14 protein-coding genes and 1 other annotated feature are annotated in these 16,572 nt (G+C 56.6%); of the genes, 3 read left to right on the top strand and 11 right to left on the bottom strand.

All coding sequences use genetic code 11. From position 1 onward, the window contains the following. Positions 1-49: 49 nt before the first annotated feature. From nhaA to dnaK, 3 genes are all read right to left on the bottom strand, one after another. Positions 50-1,225: a Na+/H+ antiporter NhaA gene (nhaA, locus tag V1566_RS06275; RefSeq protein ID WP_395305367.1), complete on the bottom strand. Its 1,176-nt coding sequence runs from the start codon at positions 1,223-1,225 to the stop codon at positions 50-52. 171 nt (positions 1,226-1,396) lie between these two features. Beyond that, positions 1,397-2,542, bottom strand: coding sequence for a molecular chaperone DnaJ (gene dnaJ / locus V1566_RS06270; protein ID WP_023310347.1), 1,146 nt, complete (start codon positions 2,540-2,542; stop codon positions 1,397-1,399). 87 nt (positions 2,543-2,629) lie between these two features. Next, positions 2,630-4,543, bottom strand: a complete 1,914-nt coding sequence (gene dnaK, locus V1566_RS06265) for a molecular chaperone DnaK (RefSeq protein ID WP_024907421.1) — start codon at positions 4,541-4,543, stop codon at positions 2,630-2,632. Between the two features lie 296 nt (positions 4,544-4,839). Between dnaK and satP the strand changes: the two genes are divergently transcribed. Continuing rightward, positions 4,840-5,406, top strand: coding sequence for an acetate uptake transporter (gene satP, locus V1566_RS06260; protein ID WP_395305366.1), 567 nt, complete (start codon positions 4,840-4,842; stop codon positions 5,404-5,406). On the opposite strand, the gene V1566_RS06255 is transcribed toward satP, so the two are convergent. The 3 genes from V1566_RS06255 to tal all read right to left on the bottom strand — a co-directional run bounded on the left by V1566_RS06255 (position 5,383) and on the right by tal (position 8,479). After that, complete coding sequence (locus tag V1566_RS06255; protein ID WP_395305365.1) at positions 5,383-6,705, bottom strand: MFS transporter; 1,323 nt, start codon at positions 6,703-6,705, stop codon at positions 5,383-5,385. The two genes, satP and V1566_RS06255, sit on opposite strands and share 24 nt — an antisense overlap. 122 nt (positions 6,706-6,827) lie before the next feature. Continuing rightward, positions 6,828-7,415: a molybdopterin adenylyltransferase gene (mog, locus tag V1566_RS06250; protein WP_395305364.1), complete on the bottom strand. Its 588-nt coding sequence runs from the start codon at positions 7,413-7,415 to the stop codon at positions 6,828-6,830. A gap of 110 nt (positions 7,416-7,525) precedes the next feature. Further along, complete coding sequence (gene tal / locus V1566_RS06245) at positions 7,526-8,479, bottom strand: transaldolase (RefSeq protein WP_023334458.1); 954 nt, start codon at positions 8,477-8,479, stop codon at positions 7,526-7,528. A gap of 262 nt (positions 8,480-8,741) precedes the next feature. Here tal and V1566_RS06240 point away from each other — a divergent pair, with 262 nt between their 5' ends. Together V1566_RS06240 and yaaA are read left to right on the top strand one after the other, a co-directional pair. After that, positions 8,742-10,172 (top strand): sodium:alanine symporter family protein, encoded by a 1,431-nt coding sequence (locus V1566_RS06240; RefSeq protein WP_213329878.1) that lies wholly within the window; start codon positions 8,742-8,744, stop codon positions 10,170-10,172. A gap of 66 nt (positions 10,173-10,238) precedes the next feature. Then, entirely contained in the window at positions 10,239-11,012 is a 774-nt protein-coding gene (yaaA, locus tag V1566_RS06235) for a peroxide stress protein YaaA (protein ID WP_159515487.1), read from the top strand. Between the two features lie 32 nt (positions 11,013-11,044). Here the strand turns inward: yaaA and V1566_RS06230 are convergent, their stop codons facing one another. The 5 genes from V1566_RS06230 to thrL all read right to left on the bottom strand — a co-directional run bounded on the left by V1566_RS06230 (position 11,045) and on the right by thrL (position 16,518). Further along, complete coding sequence (locus V1566_RS06230) at positions 11,045-11,347, bottom strand: DUF2502 domain-containing protein (protein ID WP_120159193.1); 303 nt, start codon at positions 11,345-11,347, stop codon at positions 11,045-11,047. Between the two features lie 338 nt (positions 11,348-11,685). Then, positions 11,686-12,972 carry a threonine synthase gene (thrC, locus tag V1566_RS06225; protein ID WP_395305363.1) on the bottom strand — a complete coding sequence of 429 codons (1,287 nt, stop codon included), beginning with the start codon at positions 12,970-12,972 and terminating at the stop codon, positions 11,686-11,688. A 3-nt stretch (positions 12,973-12,975) separates the two neighbouring features. Continuing rightward, a complete protein-coding gene (gene thrB / locus V1566_RS06220) occupies positions 12,976-13,905 on the bottom strand; it encodes a homoserine kinase (RefSeq protein ID WP_032660770.1) in 930 nt (309 codons plus the stop codon). Between the two features lies 1 nt (position 13,906). Further along, positions 13,907-16,369 carry a bifunctional aspartate kinase/homoserine dehydrogenase I gene (thrA, locus tag V1566_RS06215; RefSeq protein WP_395305362.1) on the bottom strand — a complete coding sequence of 821 codons (2,463 nt, stop codon included), beginning with the start codon at positions 16,367-16,369 and terminating at the stop codon, positions 13,907-13,909. Between the two features lie 24 nt (positions 16,370-16,393). Further along, positions 16,394-16,511, bottom strand: a sequence feature (Thr leader region). After that, a complete protein-coding gene (gene thrL / locus V1566_RS06210; RefSeq protein WP_015572623.1) occupies positions 16,450-16,518 on the bottom strand; it encodes a thr operon leader peptide in 69 nt (22 codons plus the stop codon). It overlaps the preceding feature by 62 nt. Between the last annotated feature and the right edge of the window lie 54 nt (positions 16,519-16,572).

Genomic DNA, 16,572 nt, shown 5'->3' with positions numbered 1-16,572 from the left:
TCTCCCTGAGTGTGTATCGGGAGAAGGATCGCCTCCTCCCGGTGTTCCGTTATGCCTGGACGGCCTGTCCGGACAATTTCACCTTCAACAAGGTATAACCGATTACCGCGGCCAGTAATGACCCGATGAGAATGCCGAGTTTAGCCCAGACGATAAGCTCAGGCGCATGCGCACCAAACGCCAGCGTCGAGATAAAGATCGACATCGTAAACCCGATGCCACACAGCACGCCGACGGCCATAATCTGCTTAAACGTGGTGCCGTGCGGCAAAGACGCCAGCTTCAGCTTCGTCGCCAGCCAGCAGAAGAGGCTAATGCCCAGCGGCTTACCGATAAACAGCCCGGCAATGATGCCCAGCGGCAGCACGGACGTCAGCCCGTCCAGCGTCACGCCGCCGAGGGACACGCCCGCGTTGGCAAACGCAAACAGCGGCAGGATCATAAAGGCAACCCACGGGTGCAGCACATGCTCCAGCTGCTTTGCCGGAGATTTGCCATCCTGCGGCTTAAGCGGCACGAAGAAGCCCACAATCACGCCCGCCAGCGTGGCGTGCACGCCCGATTTCAGCACCGCCGTCCACAGCACCATCCCCACCAGGATGTAGATACCGATGCGGCGAACATTGAAGATATTCAGCAGCGCCAGCACTGCAATCGCCCCAGCGGCCACGCTCAGGGACAGGATCGACAGTTCGCTGGTGTAGAACAGCGCGATAATCACAATGGCGCCCAGGTCATCGATGATCGCCAGCGCCATCAGGAAGATTTTCAGGGCCACCGGCACGCGGCTTCCCAGCAATGCCAGTACACCGAGCGCAAAGGCGATATCCGTCGCAGCCGGGATCGCCCATCCGTGACGTGCAATCGGATCCTGCCAGGTGAACGCCAGGAAGAGCAGCGCCGGCACCACCATCCCACCGAGCGCGGCAATCACAGGGAACGCCGCGCGCTGGCGGCTGGCAAGCGAGCCCAGTACCAGCTCACGCTTAACCTCAAGCCCGACGAGCAGGAAGAACACCGCCATTAACGCATCGTTGATCCACAGCAGCATGTTCTTGTTAATTTCGAGCGCACCGACCTTCAGCTCAACGGGCGTTTCCAGAAATGCATGGTAGAGTTCCTGCGTGATGCCAAGGTTAGCCAGCACCATCGCGGTCGCAGCCGCAATAATCAGGATCACGCCGCCGGACGCTTCACTGCTAAAAAAACGGTGTAGTAATTTCACTTTTATTCTCTCTTTTACAACAATACCTCGATAAAACCATAATACCAAGCCAGATAGCTCGGCAAAAACAGATTAATATTGAGTATAGATTCAGTTTTACCGAGCAATACCCATAAACAGAAAAGGCCCGGAATCGCTTCCGGGCCTTTGCGGATGAAACCTGCGAACAGATTAACGGGTCAAATCATCGAAGAATTTTTTGACGCCATCGAAAAAGCTTTTGGAGCGCGGGCTGTTTTTCTCACCCGTCGGGCCGCCAAAGCTCTCCTGCAACTCTTTCAGCAGCTGTTTCTGCTTGTCGTTCAGGCCAACCGGCGTTTCCACGACGACGCGGCACAGCAGGTCGCCCTGCGCACCACCGCGAACGGATTTAACGCCTTTCCCGCGCATGCGGAACAGCTTACCGGTCTGGGTTTCGCCTGGCACTTTCAGGTTCACGCGACCATCCAGCGTCGGTACTTCGATTTCACCGCCCAGTGCCGCCATCGCGAAGTTGATCGGCACTTCGCAGTACAGATTATTACCTTCACGCTCGAAGATAGCGTGCTGTTTCACCTGCACCTGAACGTACAGATCGCCTGCCGGTGCGCCGTGCTCGCCTGCTTCGCCCTCACCTGCCAGACGGATGCGGTCGCCCGTATCAACGCCTGCCGGGATTTTAACGGACAGGGTCTTGGTTTTCTCAACGCGACCGTGGCCGTGGCATTTGGTGCACGGATCTTTAATCAGCGTACCGCGACCGTGACAGTGCGGACAGGCCTGCTGTACCGCGAAGAAGCCCTGACGCATCTGTACCTGACCAGAGCCGTGACAGGTTGGACAGGTCTGAGGCTGCGTACCCGCTTTCGCGCCGCTGCCGTGGCAAACGTCACACTCTTCCAGCGTCGGGATACGGATCTCTTTGGTGACACCGCGAACGGCCTCTTCCAGCGTCAGCTCCATGTTGTAGCGCAGGTCCGCGCCGCGCGCCGCGCGCTGACGACCACGACCGCCGCCGAAGATGTCGCCAAATACATCGCCAAAGATATCGCTGAAGTCAGCGCCGCCGCCAAAGCCGCCGCCACCGAATCCACCGCCGCCCATGCCGCCCTGTTCAAAGGCTGCGTGACCGTACTGGTCATAGGCCGCACGTTTTTGTGCATCGGTCAGGACTTCGTAGGCTTCTTTGATCTCTTTAAATTTGGCTTCAGCCTCTTTGTCACCCTGGTTACGGTCCGGGTGGAATTTCATGGCCAGGCGCTTATACGCCTTTTTGATTTCACGCTCTTCCGCAGTTTTCGGAACGCCTAAAATCTCGTAATAGTCTTGCTTTGCCATTGGTTTTTTTAAGCCCCTTAACATGCGAGCACGGGCGTGGAGAGTTCTCCTACGCCCGTGCCGATTAATTACCCTGCATCAGGGCGATTATTTTTTATCTTTAACTTCTTCGAACTCAGCGTCGACAACGTCGTCGTCTTTCGCGTTGTTCGCCGAAGCGTCAGCGCCCGCCTGCTGTTGAGCGTGCTGCTGCTGAGCGATTTCCATCAGCTTCTGAGAAGCCTGCGCCAGCTCCTGCATCTTCGCTTCGATGTCCGCTTTGTCTTCACCTTTCAGCGAGGATTCCAGCGCACTCAGTGCAGCTTCGATAGCAGTTTTGTCTTCCGCTGGCAGTTTATCGCCTGCTTCTTCAACCTGCTTACGGGTGCTGTGCAGCAGATGGTCACCCTGGTTGCGGGTCTGAACCAGCTCTTCGAACTTACGGTCGGATTCCGCGTTAGCTTCGGCATCGCGAACCATTTTTTCGATTTCCGCTTCGTTCAGGCCAGAAGATGCCTTGATGGTGATCTTCTGCTCTTTACCGCTGTTTTTGTCTTTCGCAGACACGTGCAGGATACCGTCAGCATCGATGTCGAAGGTCACTTCGATCTGCGGCATGCCGCGCGGTGCCGGGTTGATACCGTCCAGGTTGAACTGACCCAGAGATTTGTTATCCGCCGCACGCTTACGCTCACCCTGAATCACATGGATGGTTACCGCAGACTGGTTGTCTTCAGCGGTAGAGAACACCTGGCTGTGTTTCGTTGGGATGGTGGTGTTTTTGTTGATGAGCGCAGTCATCACACCGCCCATGGTTTCGATACCCAGAGACAGAGGGGTAACGTCCAGCAGCAGTACGTCTTTCACTTCACCGGTCAGTACGCCACCCTGAACCGCAGCACCGATTGCGACCGCTTCGTCCGGGTTAACGTCTTTACGTGGCTCTTTACCAAAGAACTCAGCCACTTTCTTCTGAACCATTGGCATACGGGTCTGACCACCGACCAGGATAACGTCCTGGATATCGGATACGGACAGGCCAGCGTCCTGCAGAGCAACTTTCAGCGGCTCGATTGAACGGTTCACCAGGTCTTCTACCAGGCTTTCCAGTTTCGCACGGGTCACTTTGATGTTCATGTGTTTAGGACCGGTCGCGTCTGCAGTGATGTACGGCAGGTTCACGTCGGTCTGCTGAGCGGAAGACAGCTCGATCTTCGCTTTCTCAGCGGCTTCTTTCAGGCGCTGCATGGCCAGCGGGTCGTTACGCAGGTCAATGCCCTGATCTTTCTTGAACTCGTCAACGAGGTAGTTGATCAGACGAGTATCGAAGTCTTCACCACCCAGGTGGGTATCACCGTTGGTTGCCAGAACTTCGAAGGTTTTTTCGCCATCAACTTCGTCGATTTCGATAATAGAGATATCGAAGGTACCACCACCCAGGTCGTAAACCGCGATAGTACGGTTGCCAACTTCTTTATCCAGACCGTAAGCCAGTGCAGCAGCGGTTGGTTCGTTGATGATACGTTTTACTTCCAGACCTGCGATACGGCCAGCATCTTTGGTTGCCTGACGCTGAGCATCGTTGAAGTAGGCAGGTACGGTGATAACAGCTTCAGTTACCGGCTCACCCAGGTAATCTTCAGCGGTTTTCTTCATTTTCTTCAGCACTTCAGCAGAAATCTGCGGTGGTGCAGTTTTAGCGCCTTTCACATCAAGCCATGCATCGCCGTTATCTGCCGCGATGATTTTGTAAGGCATGATGGAAACGTCACGCTGAACTTCTTCGTCCTGGAAGCGGCGACCAATCAGGCGTTTAATCGCAAACAGAGTGTTTTGCGGGTTTGTCACTGCCTGACGTTTAGCCGGCTGACCAACCAGAGTTTCACCATCCTGGGTATAAGCAATGATAGAAGGCGTGGTGCGATCGCCCTCGGCGTTCTCCAGCACGCGTGCAGTAGTGCCATCCATAATCGCTACACAAGAGTTGGTAGTACCCAGGTCGATACCAATAATTTTACCCATCTAAACGTCTCCACTAAAAATTCAGTCAACATGTGGTTGTGTACCTGTAATAAGGGCAGAACGTGCTTTTTCAACTGCCCAGATTTGATTTTTTTCAGGTCCACACACTGCGGTTGACTACAAGATGGGGTCGCGACGGCATCCATCAAGGGGCAAGCATAAAAAAATTTTTAATTTCACCCTGATGAGATCATAGACGCCATCGATTGCGCCCATTATGATGCCGCGCCCAGTCAGGGAGAACTGACGCGGGTTTAACCATTTCACCATATTAATGATGATTTTTTTGAGGACTTATGGGCAACACTAAGTTGGCTAATCCGGCTCCGCTGGGCCTGATGGGTTTTGGCATGACCACTATCCTGCTGAACCTGCACAATATCGGGATGTTCCCGATGGATGGCATCATCCTGGCGATGGGCATTTTTTACGGCGGTATCGCGCAAATCTTCGCGGGCCTGCTGGAATATAAGAAAGGCAATACCTTCGGCTTAACCGCCTTCACCTCTTACGGTTCTTTCTGGCTGACCCTGGTTGCCATTCTGCTGCTGCCTAAAATGGGTATGGCAGACGCGGCAAACGCCCATTTCCTGGGCGTTTACCTGGGCCTGTGGGGCGTCTTCACCCTGTTCATGTTCTTCGGTACCCTGAAAGGTAACCGCATGCTGCAGTTCGTCTTCCTGAGCCTGACCGTGCTGTTCGCCCTGCTGGCGATTGGTCACCTGGAGGATAACGAAGGCATCGTTCATGTTGCAGGCTGGATTGGTCTGGTTTGCGGCGCAAGCGCTATCTACCTCGCAATGGGTGAAGTGCTGAACGAGCAGTTTGACCGCACCGTTCTACCGATTGGTGAAAAACACTGATCCCTCTGTCGTGCCCGCCTCGCGGGCATGACATCCCCCCACCTGACGAAGCCAAAATCCTAATACCAGCCCCATCAGCGAGAGCGCGAGTACATACCAGGCTGGCGCCATCGGCGACACGCCCATCAGCACGGTAACCGCAATCGGCGTTAGCCCGCCAAAAATGGCATACGACACGTTGTAGGAAAATGAGATCCCGGTGAAGCGTACCTCCGGCGGAAACGCGCGGACCATTACGTACGGTACCGCCCCGACAACGCCTACACACAGCCCTACCACGCCGTACAGCAGGAACAGTTGTTCAGGATGGCTACCCGCCAGATGGTAAAACCCCCAGCTTGATGCGGCCAGTAACAGACTGCCGACGATAAAGGTAACGCTGGCACCGAAACGATCTGCCGCCAGCCCGGCGGCCAGACAGCCAAAGCAGAGCATGATTGTCGCGATACTGTTCGCCTGAAGCGTCACGGCAGGGGCGAAACCATACTGCTTTTGCAGCCACACCGGAGACATCAATATCACCACCACAATGCCCGCCGAAAGCAGCCAGGTGAGCAGCATCGACACCACCACCGCTTTTTTATGGCGTACCACGACCGCCTTCACCGGCAGCTCCTGCGCCAGCGATTTGCGCTGCTGCATCTCGAGGAAAATCGGCGTCTCCTGCAGCCAGCGGCGCAGGTACATCGCCACCAGACCAAACGCCCCGCCCAGCAGGAACGGAATACGCCAGCCCCAGTCGTGTACGGCCTGCTGCGTCATGCTGGTGTTAATAATCGTTGCGACCACCGAGCCAAGCAGGATTCCGACGGTCAGCCCCGCAGTTAAGGTTCCGCAAGCGATACCTATGCGGCGCGCCGGAACATGCTCCGCGACAAACACCCACGCGCCCGGCACTTCACCGCCAATCGCCGCACCCTGAAGGACGCGCATCAGCAACAGCAGCAACGGAGCAAGGATGCCCATCGAGGCATAGGTGGGCAGCAGGCCAATGGCCAGCGTCGGCACAGCCATCAGCAGGATGCTAAGGGTAAACATCTTCTTGCGCCCGACCAGATCGCCAAAGTGCGCCATGACAATGCCACCAAGCGGACGCGCCAGATACCCTGCGGCAAAAATGCCGAAGGTTTGTACCTGACGCAACCACTCGGGGATATCCGCCGGGAAGAAGAGCTCCCCCACCACGGCGGCGAAGAAGACGAAGATGATGAAATCGTAAAACTCCAGCGCACCGCCTAAGGCCGCGAGCGTGAGGGTTTTATAGTCCTGTCGATTCAGAGGTCGGGTGTTATGTGACATAGCGAACCATTTAGCTTTTGTTGTGGATTTATTTTTACAGTAGTCGTAAAGAAAAAATTACTATACCGTAAAAGCTTTACCACGCTATCGCCGCTTCAGCTAATGCCACATATTGATTAATTTCAGGAGATTGTTTCGCGGCGCGCGTTTTTCGGGCGAAAAGCTGCTACCACTTTCTCATCGGTTTCCACATAGGGACCGTCAAGCAGCTGTATACAATACGGTACACTTGCAAAGATGCCGTGAACGAGGACGCTGCCATCTTCTGCTTTCAGCCCTTCCAGCGTCTCTTTAATCGACTTCGGCTGGCCCGGCAGGTTCAGGATCAACGCCTGCTTGCGGATCACCCCCACCTGGCGGGAAAGAATGGCCGTCGGAACAAAGTGTAGACTGATCTGGCGCATCTGTTCACCGAAGCCCGGCATTTCACGATCAGCGATAGCCAGCGTCGCGTCCGGCGTCACGTCGCGGCGCGCGGGGCCGGTTCCGCCCGTTGTCAGAACGAGGTGACAGCTCATCTCATCCACCAGCTCGCAAAGGGTCTGCTCGATGATCGGCTGCTCGTCCGGGATCAGGCGGGTCTGGATCTCGAACGGGGTGGTCAGCGCGCTACCCAGCCACTCTTCCAGAGCGGGGATGCCTTTATCCTGGTAAATACCGCTGGAAGCGCGGTCAGAAATCGACACTAAGCCGATGCGTAAGGTATTCATATCCATTCCATTCAAAAAGTACTGATTAAAGGGAATGATACACGCAGAGAGGAAATTCAGACAGAGGCGGGGGTAAGACGCGTGACCGGGAGCCCGGTCACGCAGAATGATTACAGCAGGTCGCCGATCATTTTTTCCAGTTTGCCCTGGTCAACAGCAAACTTACGGATACCGTCCGCCAGTTTGTCTACAGCCATTGGATCCTGGTTGTGCTGCCACAGGAACTCGGATTCAGTGATGCGCTCTGGGCGTGCTTTCACTTCACCGGTGTAGGACAGTTTACGCTCCAGAGTACCTTCGCTTTCAGCCAGCTCTTTCAGCAGTGCAGGCGCGATGGTCAGGCGGTCACAGCCAGCCAGCTCGATGATTTCACCGACGTTACGGAAGCTTGCGCCCATAACCACGGTCTCATAGCCGTGCTGTTTGTAGTATTCGTAGATTTCAGTAACAGAAACCACGCCTGGATCTTCAGCCGGTGCGTACTCTTTCTTATCGGTGTTGGCTTTGTACCAGTCCAGAATACGGCCCACGAACGGAGAAATCAGGTATACGCCCGCTTCTGCACATGCACGCGCCTGCGCGAAGGAGAACAGCAGGGTCAGGTTACAGTTGATACCGTCTTTTTCCAGCTGCTCTGCCGCGCGGATACCCTGCCAGGTAGAAGCCAGTTTGATCAGGATACGGTCGTTGCTGATGCCAGCGTCGTTGTACATTTTGATCAGACGTTTCGCTTTGGCGATAGACGCTTCGGTGTCGTAGGAGAGACGCGCATCCACTTCGGTAGAGATACGGCCAGGAACCAGTTTCAGGATTTCCAGACCGATGTTCACTGCCAGCTTGTCGGTGGCATCCACAACCTGCTGCGCGCGGTCGTTGCTCTGTGCTTTCGCCCAGGTCACTGCGTCGTCAATCAGTTTGCGATACTCAGGGATCTGTGCGGCGTTAAGGATCAGAGAAGGGTTAGTTGTGGCATCCTGCGGCTGGTACAGCTTCATTGCCGCGATATCTCCGGTGTCAGCTACGACAGTGGTGAACTGACGAAGGGAGGTCAATTTATCCGTCATGATAGTGTTTCTCTTTTAACGTGCCCTGGATAATTCACGCTACCGACAGCATGCCTGCAGCGGAAAAATGACAGGTTTACTTGTTAGGGGGATGTAACCGGTCTGCCCTGATGATAACACGACGGAGGGGTAGCGCAACCGCAGACAGTGCGCTTAGGCAGAGTATGGTAAACTGGGAAGATTAACAGGCTGCTAAGCAACAGCATGCCCAATCAGTGGTAGCGCTTACATATTCACATTGGCATCAACAAGAGGGACGTTAATGCCTGATTTCTTTTTCTTTATTAACGAAGTCCTCTGGGGTTCGATAATGATTTACCTGCTTCTGGGAGCAGGTATTTGGTTTACGCTACGCAGTGGGTTCATCCAGTTTCGTTATATTCGCAAGTTTGGCAGAAGTCTGAAAAACAGCGTTACGCCCCAGCCGGGCGGATTAACGTCGTTCCAGGCACTCTGTACCAGCCTGGCGGCACGGCTCGGCAGCGGTAATCTGGCGGGCGTTGCGCTGGCCATCAGCGCGGGCGGGCCAGGCGCGGTCTTCTGGATGTGGGTGACGGCGCTACTCGGAATGGCCACCTCCTTTGCCGAAAGTTCGCTCGCCCAGCTTTATAAAGAGAAAGATAAAAACGGCCAGTTTCGCGGTGGTCCTGCCTGGTACATGGCGCGTGGCCTGGGGATGCGCTGGATGGGCGTCCTGTTCTCGCTTTTTTTACTGCTCGCGTACGGTCTTATTTTTAATACCGTCCAGGCAAATTCTGTCGCCAATGCCCTGAGCTACGCCTTCTCCTGCCCGGAGTGGGTCGCCGGTATCGCTTTAGCCCTCGTCGTTCTGCTCACCATTTCTGCCGGTCTTAAGGGCATCGCCCGCCTGATGCAGTGGCTGGTTCCCATTATGGCGCTGCTCTGGGTTGTGGCGAGTCTGTTCGTCGCCGCACTGCATATCGACCTGGTTCCGGGCGTGATTGCGACCATCTTCAAAAGCGCCTTTGGCTGGCGCGAGGTGGCCTCCGGGGCGCTGGGCTACACCTTCAGCCAGGCGCTGATGGCGGGTTTTCAGCGGGGAATGTTCTCCAACGAAGCCGGTATGGGATCAACCCCCAACGCGGCAGCCGCCGCCTCTTCCTGGCCGCCGCACCCGGCCGCACAGGGCATTGTGCAGATGATTGGCGTCTTTACCGATACCATTATCATCTGTTCCGCCAGCGCCATGATTTTGCTGCTGGCAGGCCCCGTACCGCATTCCTCAGGAACCGCCGGGATACAGCTTCTCCAGCAGGCGCTGGTGAACCTGACCGGCGGCTGGGGCGCAGGGTTTGTCTCGCTAATCCTGATCTTATTTGCCTTCAGCTCGATTGTGGTGAATTACCTCTACGCAGAAAATAACCTTATTTTCCTGAAGCTCGACTCCCGTGCAGCAATCGGAACCCTGCGCCTGGGGGTCATACTGATGGTAATAGCAGGCTCCCTGCTCAGTATGCCGCTGGTCTGGCAGCTGGCCGATATTATTATGGCGCTGATGGCGATCACTAACCTCACGGCGATCCTGCTGCTCTCGCCGGTTGTGACCCTGATTGCCAGAGACTATCTGCGTCAGCGCAAACTCGGCGTTCCACCGGTATTTGATCCCGCCCGCTATCCCGACATTAAGGCGCAGCTTGCCCCCGGCACGTGGGATGATTTGCCGCGGCAATAACAGCTATCGATCAATTCAGGGCGATTTTTTGTTAAAGTCGCTCTAAATTTCCTGCAAGGACTGGATATGCTGATTCTGATTTCACCTGCAAAAACGCTCGACTACCAGAGCCCGCTCGCCACCGAGCGCTATACCCAGCCTGAACTGCTGGACTACTCGCAACAGCTGATCCGCGAAGCGCGTAAGCTCTCTGCGCCGCAAATCGCCTCGCTGATGAGCATCAGCGACAAGCTGGCCGATCTTAACGCGACCCGCTTTCACGAGTGGCACCCGGATTTCACCCCGGCGAACGCTCGCCAGGCGATTCTGGCCTTTAAAGGCGATGTCTATACCGGCCTGCAGGCGGAAGATTTTAGCGAAGCCGATTTCGATTTTGCTCAGCAGCATCTGCGCATGCTGTCAGGCCTGTACGGCGTACTGCGCCCGCTGGACCTGATGCAGCCGTATCGTCTGGAGATGGGGATTCGCCTGGAAAATGCCAAAGGCAAAGACCTGTACCATTTCTGGGGCGATATCATTACCGACAAGCTGAACGCGGCGCTGCGCGCTCAGGGCGATAACGTGGTGATTAACCTGGCATCCGACGAATACTACAAGTCGGTGAAACCGAAAAAGCTGGATGCAGAGATTATCAAACCGGTGTTCCTCGACGAGAAGAACGGCAAGTTCAAGGTGATCAGCTTCTACGCCAAGAAAGCGCGCGGTCTGATGAGCCGCTACATCATCCAGAACCGCCTGACGAAGCCGGAGCAGCTGACCGCCTTTAACAGCGAAGGCTATTTCTTTGACGAGGCGTCGTCGGGGAGAGGCGAGCTGGTGTTTAAGCGCCACGAGCAGTAAAAACAAACCCCGCCAGATGGCGGGGTTTTGCATTAATGGTGTTTCCAGTCCGGGCCGCGATCGTCGCGGTGGTCATCGTGGTGATGGTCATCATGGCGATTGTCATGTTTACGATGCTCATCATGTGGACGCCAGTGGTTATCACGCCAGTCATAGTGCGCTTTCCACCAGTCGTGGTCGCGCCAGCGGCCGCCGTCCCAGTAATGCCCGTTGTTATCCTGGTCGCCAATCTGCAGTTTTACCGCAGGTACGAGGGTAATTTCAGATGCCTGAACCGCCATGGGGGCGACCAGCATCAGTGAAAGCGCGATGAGTGCAGGTTTCAGTGTAGACACAGGTGACTCCTTATTCTTCTTGCCCAACGTGGGCCGATGTAAGGAGAGTACGCGAGGGGAACGGGGGATGTTATTCTCTGCAATCCTAAACGCTAAGTGACCGCATTTATTGGGAATTTCTGCTTTTTTCCTGCTTTATTCCTCCTTAATTTCTTCACAAAAAAAGCCGGGTGGCGCTGTGCTTACCCGGCCTACACATTGGTGCCGTTATTGCCGGTTGGCGCTGCGCTTACCCGGCCTACAATTGGTACCGTTATTGCCGGGTGGCGCTGCGCTTACCCGGCGTACAATTGGGATCGTCGTAGGTCGGGTAAGGCGTAGCCGCCACCCGACAAAAATCACGCTCGAGCCATCATCAGCTTACGCAGCGCGGCAAAATCTGCCGGCAGTTCATGAGACAGCAGCGGCAGGTCGGCACGCTCGGCCAGCTCTTTCGGCAGCGGCAGCGTTTCGCCCAGGATCGCTTCCACGCTCTCTTTGAACTTCGCCGGATGCGCGGTGCCCAGGAACAGGCCATATTCACCCAGGTTAAGCTGGTCGCGCAGCGCGCGGTAGGCAATCGCCGCGTGCGGTTCAGAGGTATACCCCACCGCCTTCAGCTCGCGCATGGTCGCTTTGGTGGTTTCATCCGTCACCGCAGCGTAGCCCAGGTCACTCAGACGCCAGATCTTACGACGGAACAGCTCTTCCACGCGCGGCCAGTTGTTCGGCTGGGATACATCCATTGCATTAGAGAGCGTTGCCTGCGTGGCGTTCGGCGCCCACTTCCCGTCTTTCAGGAAGCGCGGCACGGTGTCGTTGGCGTTGGTGGCGGCGATAAAGCGTTTCACCGGCAGACCCAGGGATTTCGCCAGCAGGCCCGCCGTCAGGTCACCGAAGTTACCGCTCGGCACGGAGATCACCAGCTGGTTGCGCGCTTCCTGCGGCAGCTGCGCCACCGCTTCGAAGTAGTAGCAGATCTGCGCCAGCAGACGGCTGATGTTGATGGAGTTGGCGGAGTTCAGACCCAGGGCCACCTTCAGCTCTTCATCGTCGAAGGCCTGCTTGACCAGCGCCTGGCAGGCATCGAAATCGCCGTCGATCGCCACGGTTTCAATGTTGCCGCCGAGCGTACAGAACAGTTTTTCCTGCAGCGGGCTGATTTTGCCTTTCGGGTAGAGGATCACTACGCGGACGTTTTTCAGTCCGTAGAACGCGTGAGCCACCGCCGCACCGGTATCGCCGGATGTCGCGGTCAGGATGGTCACCGGTTTGTCGCCGCTGATGTGGGTCAGCATCTGCGCCATAAAGCGGCCGCCGAAGTCTTTAAACGCCAGGGTTGGGCCGTGGAACAGCTCCAGGCAGCCAACGTCAGGCTCAACCTGCTTCACCGGCGCCGGGAAAGCGAACGCCGCTCGCACGCGCTCTTCCAGCAGCTCCTGCGGGATTTCGTCGCCAATAAACGCCGAGAGAATTTTGGTGCTGCGGGTGACAAAGTCCTGCTTCAGCAGCTCGTCGATGTCGGTCAGCTGGAATTCCGGCAGGTCATGCGGGAAGAACAGCCCCTGGTTTTTGCCCAGCCCCTGAGTGACCGCCTGCGCGAAGCTGACCTGCTCGTTATGATCTTTAAGGTTATAGAGTTTCATTGATTATCCCAGTACTCGTGCGCCAGCCGTGTCCAGACGGCAAATATGAACAAAGCCTTCCTGATTTTGCAGGTAGTGTTTAGAGAGCCAGTCCGCCACGCGCTGCGCGGTGTCAGGCTTGTCGCAAAGGGCGAACAGTGTCGGGCCGGAGCCGGAAATGCCGCACGCCTGCGCGCCGATATCCATCGATGCCTGTCGCGCCTCGTTAAAGCCGGGCAGCAGCTTCGTGCGGTACGGCTCGGCAATGACGTCCTTCATCAGCTTCGCCGCCAGCTGCGGCTGACGGGTGTAGCAGGCGTGGATAAAGCCCGCCAGATGACGTCCGTGGGCGATACAGTCCTGACGACGATACTGCGCGGGCAGGATCGCACGCGCTTCCGCGGTAGAGACCTTAATGCCCGGATAGGCCAGCACCCACAGCCACTCATCAAACCCTGGCACCTGCTGGCTGATGATGCCATTTTCTTCGATCATCAGCTGCATGCCGCCGAGGAAGCACGGCGCCACGTTGTCATAGTGAATGCTGCCGGAGATGCGCCCTTCCAGCTCGCCCATTAACCCCAGCAGGCGGTTGTTGTTCAGCGGCTTGCCGCAGTGCTCGTTCATCGCCACCAGCGCGGCGACCACCGAGCAGGCGCTGGAACCCAGACCCGAGCCAATCGGCATGCTTTTTTCCAGCGTCATGGCGACCGGCACGTTTTTACCGATCTCCTGACAGAAGCGTTCCCAGCACTGATAGACGATATTTTCGCGCGGCTCAGACGGCAGTTTGCTGGCGAAGCGGCCCACGTTATTCAGGCTGAAGCTGTCTGCCGCTTCCACCGTGACCGTATCGCCGAGCAGCGAACCATCCACCGGCGTCACCGCCGCACCCAGCACGTCAAATCCGACGCTCATATTCGCGCTGGAAGCCGGGGCATAGACTTTGACCATGTTAAACTCCTAACTTCCATGACAGGGTACGCAGCAGATCGGCAAACACACCCGCCGCCGTAACATCGTTCCCTGCGCCATAGCCGCGAAGCACCAGCGGCAATGGCTGATAATAATGGCTGTAAAACGCGAGGGCGTTTTCGCCGTTTTTGACTTTGTACAGCGGGTCGTTGCCATCCACTTCGGCAATCTTCACCCGGCACACGCCATCTTCTTCAATGTTGCCAACATAGCGCAATACCTTGCCTGCATCACGGGCTTTCGCAACGCGCGCGGCAAAAGCGTCGTCAAGCTGCGGCAAACTGGCCATAAAGGCAGCGACATCACCGCTGCTGTCAAATTCTGCCGGCAGTACCGGCTCAATCACGATATCGGAAAGCTCAAGCTCGCGGCCCGTTTCACGCGCGAGGATCAGCAGCTTACGCGCCACATCCATACCGGAAAGGTCATCACGCGGATCCGGCTCGGTATAGCCCAGCTCGCGCGCAGCGCGGGTGGCTTCGGACAGGCTCATCCCTTCATCCAGCTTGCCGAAGATAAACGACAGCGAGCCGGAGAGAATGCCGGAGAAACGCTGCAGTTCATCGCCCGCGTTCAGCAGGTTTTGCAGGTTCTCGATAACCGGCAGCCCCGCGCCCACGTTGGTGTCGTACAGGAACTTGCGGCGCGACTTGCTCGCCGCCAGACGCAGCTGGTGATAGTAATCCATCGACGAGGTGTTGGCCTTTTTGTTCGGCGTCACCACGTGGAAACCTTCGCGCAGGAAGTCGGCGTACTGATCGGCCACCGCCTGGTTCGAGGTACAGTCGACGATCACCGGGTTAAGCAGGTGGTACTCTTTCACCAGACGGATCAGGCGGCCCAGGTTGAACGGCTCTTTCGCCTCGTTCATCTCGGCCTGCCAGTTCTCCAGGTTCAGACCGTGAACGTTGGTGAGTAGCGCTCTGGAGTTGGCAATCCCGCAGACGCGCAGATCGATATGTTTCTTCTTCAGCCATTCCTGCTGACGCTTCACCTGCTCCAGCAGCGCGCCGCCCACGCCGCCCACGCCAATCAGGAACAACTCGATGACCTGATCGGTGTTGAACAGCATCTGGTGAACCACGCGTACGCCGGTGGTCGCGTCATCGTTGTCCACGACAACAGAAATTGAACGCTCTGACGAGCCCTGAGCAATCGCCACGATATTGATATTGGCGCGCGCCAGCGCGGCAAAGAATTTGGCGGAGATACCGCGCAGCGTGCGCATGCCGTCGCCAACCACAGAGATGATCGCCAGACGCTCCTGAATGGAGAGCGGCTCCAGCAGCTCTTCTTTCAGCTCCAGATAGAACTCTTCCTCCAGCGCGCGGCGGGCGCGCAGGCAGTCGGCCTGCGGCACGCAGAAGCTGATGCTGTATTCAGAAGAGGACTGGGTGATCAGCACCACCGAAATACCGTTGCGGGACATGGCCGCAAACACGCGCGCCGCCATGCCGACCATCCCCTTCATCCCCGGACCGGAGACGCTGAACATCGCCATATTGTTCAGGTTGGAGATGCCTTTCACCGGCAGACCGTCCTCATCGGTACTCGCGCCAATCAGCGTACCCGGCGCCTGCGGGTTACCGGTATTTTTAATCAGGCAAGGGATCTGGAACTGGGCAATCGGGGAGATGGTACGCGGGTGAAGCACTTTGGCGCCGAAGTAGGAAAGCTCCATCGCTTCCTGGTACGACATCGACTTCAGCAGTCTGGCATCGGGTACCTGGCGCGGGTCGCAGGTATAAACGCCGTCGACGTCAGTCCAGATCTCACAACAGTCCGCGCGTAAACAGGCGGCCAGCACGGCGGCGGAGTAGTCGGAGCCGTTACGGCCCAGCACCACCAGCTCTCCTTTCTCGTTACCGGCGGTGAAGCCTGCCATCAGGATCATATGGTCAGACGGGATTTTGCTTGCGGCGATACGGCGGGTTGATTCGGCAATATCAACGGTGGATTCGAGGTAGTGGCCCACCGCCAGCAGTTTTTCAACCGGGTCAATTACGGTCACGCTATGGCCGCGCGCTTCCAGCACGCCCGCCATGATGGCGATTGAGAGTTTTTCGCCCCGGCAGATCAGCGCCGCGTTGATGCTGTCCGGGCACTGGCCGAGGAGGCTGATGCCGTGCAGGACGTGTTTGATTTGCGCGAATTCCTGCTCAACAAAGGACTTCAGCTGAGCGTGCGGGAAGCCAGGAAGCGCCTCTGCCAGACCTTGCAGTAAGTCAGCGAAGATACGCTCTGCGTCGCTGATGTTCGGGAGTGCATCCTGGCCACCGATGGTTTTTTCAATCATCGCCACCAGATGGTTCGTGATTTTTGCCGGGGCAGAGAGCACGGTCGCAACCTGCCCCTGCCTGGCGTTGCTTTCCAGGATATCGGCAACACGCAGAAAACGTTCCGCATTTGCCACTGATGTACCGCCGAACTTCAACACTCGCATGGTTCTACCTCGTTTCCTTTAGCCGAAAAAAAAGCCCGCACTGTCTAGGTGCGGGCTTTTTTTTGTTTTTCCTGTACGCGTCAGCCCGCATCGTTACCTGTGGTAATGATGATGGTTGTAGTAATGGTGGTGATGCTGATGCGTTTCATGGATGTTGTGTACTCTGTCATTATTATCTGTCTGTGCTGTATTCTTTTAGGGTT

The sequence above is a fragment of the Enterobacter sp. ECC-019 genome, assembly GCF_043974075.1.
GTDB classification, from domain to species: Bacteria; Pseudomonadota; Gammaproteobacteria; order Enterobacterales; family Enterobacteriaceae; genus Enterobacter; species Enterobacter asburiae_D.
The sequence above is the reverse complement of the archived record's forward strand: the minus strand, read 5'-3'. Positions and strand labels throughout refer to the sequence as shown.

Bases quoted from the DNA above. Each gene is read 5' to 3' on its own strand.
- dnaK (WP_024907421.1), bottom strand. From the start codon at position 4,543: ATGGGTAAAATTATTGGTATCGACCTGGGTACTACCAACTCTTGTGTA.
- V1566_RS06240 (WP_213329878.1), top strand. From the start codon at position 8,742: ATGCCTGATTTCTTTTTCTTTATTAACGAAGTCCTCTGGGGTTCGATA.
- yaaA (WP_159515487.1), top strand. From the start codon at position 10,239: ATGCTGATTCTGATTTCACCTGCAAAAACGCTCGACTACCAGAGCCCG.
- dnaJ (WP_023310347.1), bottom strand. From the start codon at position 2,542: ATGGCAAAGCAAGACTATTACGAGATTTTAGGCGTTCCGAAAACTGCG.
- thrC (WP_395305363.1), bottom strand. From the start codon at position 12,972: ATGAAACTCTATAACCTTAAAGATCATAACGAGCAGGTCAGCTTCGCG.
- thrB (WP_032660770.1), bottom strand. From the start codon at position 13,905: ATGGTCAAAGTCTATGCCCCGGCTTCCAGCGCGAATATGAGCGTCGGA.
- mog (WP_395305364.1), bottom strand. From the start codon at position 7,415: ATGAATACCTTACGCATCGGCTTAGTGTCGATTTCTGACCGCGCTTCC.
- tal (WP_023334458.1), bottom strand. From the start codon at position 8,479: ATGACGGATAAATTGACCTCCCTTCGTCAGTTCACCACTGTCGTAGCT.
- thrA (WP_395305362.1), bottom strand. From the start codon at position 16,369: ATGCGAGTGTTGAAGTTCGGCGGTACATCAGTGGCAAATGCGGAACGT.
- satP (WP_395305366.1), top strand. From the start codon at position 4,840: ATGGGCAACACTAAGTTGGCTAATCCGGCTCCGCTGGGCCTGATGGGT.
- V1566_RS06255 (WP_395305365.1), bottom strand. From the start codon at position 6,705: ATGTCACATAACACCCGACCTCTGAATCGACAGGACTATAAAACCCTC.